At 69.8% G+C, this 1,187-nt stretch carries 1 protein-coding gene and 1 pseudogene; both read left to right on the forward strand.

Going from position 1 to position 1,187, the window contains the following annotated elements; translation table 11 throughout:
* Positions 1–249, forward strand: a pseudogene (locus ROTAS13_RS24775) (molybdopterin molybdenumtransferase MoeA); the annotation flags it as partial.
* Positions 250–387: 138 nt separating this feature from the next.
* A complete protein-coding gene (lexA, locus tag ROTAS13_RS24780; RefSeq protein WP_075823688.1) occupies positions 388–1,113 on the forward strand; it encodes a transcriptional repressor LexA in 726 nt (241 codons plus the stop codon).
* The last annotated feature ends 74 nt before the right edge of the window (positions 1,114–1,187 follow it).

Here is a 1,187-nt window from a genome sequence, read left to right on the forward strand (position 1 = left end):
GCCCCGACCCGGCTGGCCCGGCTCGGGCGCGGCCTGCCGGAGAACGACCGACGGGAGGACTACCTCCGCGCGAGCCTGGAGGCCACGGGCGCGGACCTGCCCGTCGCCACGCCCTTCGCGGCGCAGGACAGCTCAATGCTCAAGACCCTGGCCCGCGCCGATGCGCTGGTGTTGCGGGCCCCGCACGCCCCCGCCCTGACGGCGGGCGAAACGGTGGAAATCATCGACCTCGCGGCGCTCGGGGTCTGATCCGGCGCCTCCCTGACCCTTCCGTGATGGCGGAACACCTGTGGAATCCGGGGATAAACTTGACGACAAGCCAGGAACTTATCTAGAACAAGCAGATAACGTTTCCTCTTTGTTCGCCGCCCGGTTGGGAGATGCGCCATGCTAACGCGGAAGCAGCACGAGCTTCTCGTCTTCATCGACCGGCACCTGCGCCAGACCGGCTTCTCGCCCTCCTTCGAGGAGATGAAGGAGGCCCTCAACCTGCGCTCGAAGTCCGGCATCCACCGCCTGATCACGGCACTGGAGGAACGCGGCTTCCTCAAGCGACGCGCACACCGGGCCCGGGCGCTGGAGGTGGTGCGGCTGCCGGACAGTCTCGCCCCGGGCAAGGCGCCGTCCCGGGCGGCGGCAGGTGCCGCCGGGTCTCCCGGGGGGGCTTCCAACGTCATCCGCGGCAACTTCGCGCCGAACCTGGCGGGGGTGCCCTCCCCGGCCGAGCACAGCACCGTGCAGCTTCCGCTCTATGGCCGCATCGCCGCCGGCCAGCCGATCGAGGCGCTGCGCGACACCGGCGGCAGCGTGGAGGTTCCGGCCTCGCTGCTCACGGGCGGCGAGCACTATGCGCTGGAGGTTTCTGGGGATTCGATGGTCGAGGCCGGAATCCTCGACAACGACACGGTGATCATCCGCCGGGGCGAGACGGCCGAGAACGGCACCATCGTCGTGGCGCTGGTGGACGATGCCGAGGTCACGCTGAAGCGCCTCCGCCGCAAGGGCAATTCCATCGCCCTGGAGCCCGCCAACGCCACCTACGAGACCCGGATCTTCGGCCCTGACCGGGTGAAGGTCCAGGGCACGCTGGTCGGGCTGCTGCGCCGCTACTGACCTGTCCCGGGGGGTGATCCGGGGGGTGATCCGGGGGCTTCCGCGGGATCGGCGGCCATGTCCGCTGTCTCTTG

The organism is Roseomonas sp. TAS13, from assembly GCF_001950415.1.
In the GTDB taxonomy this organism is placed as follows: Bacteria; Pseudomonadota; Alphaproteobacteria; order Acetobacterales; family Acetobacteraceae; genus Roseomonas; species Roseomonas mucosa.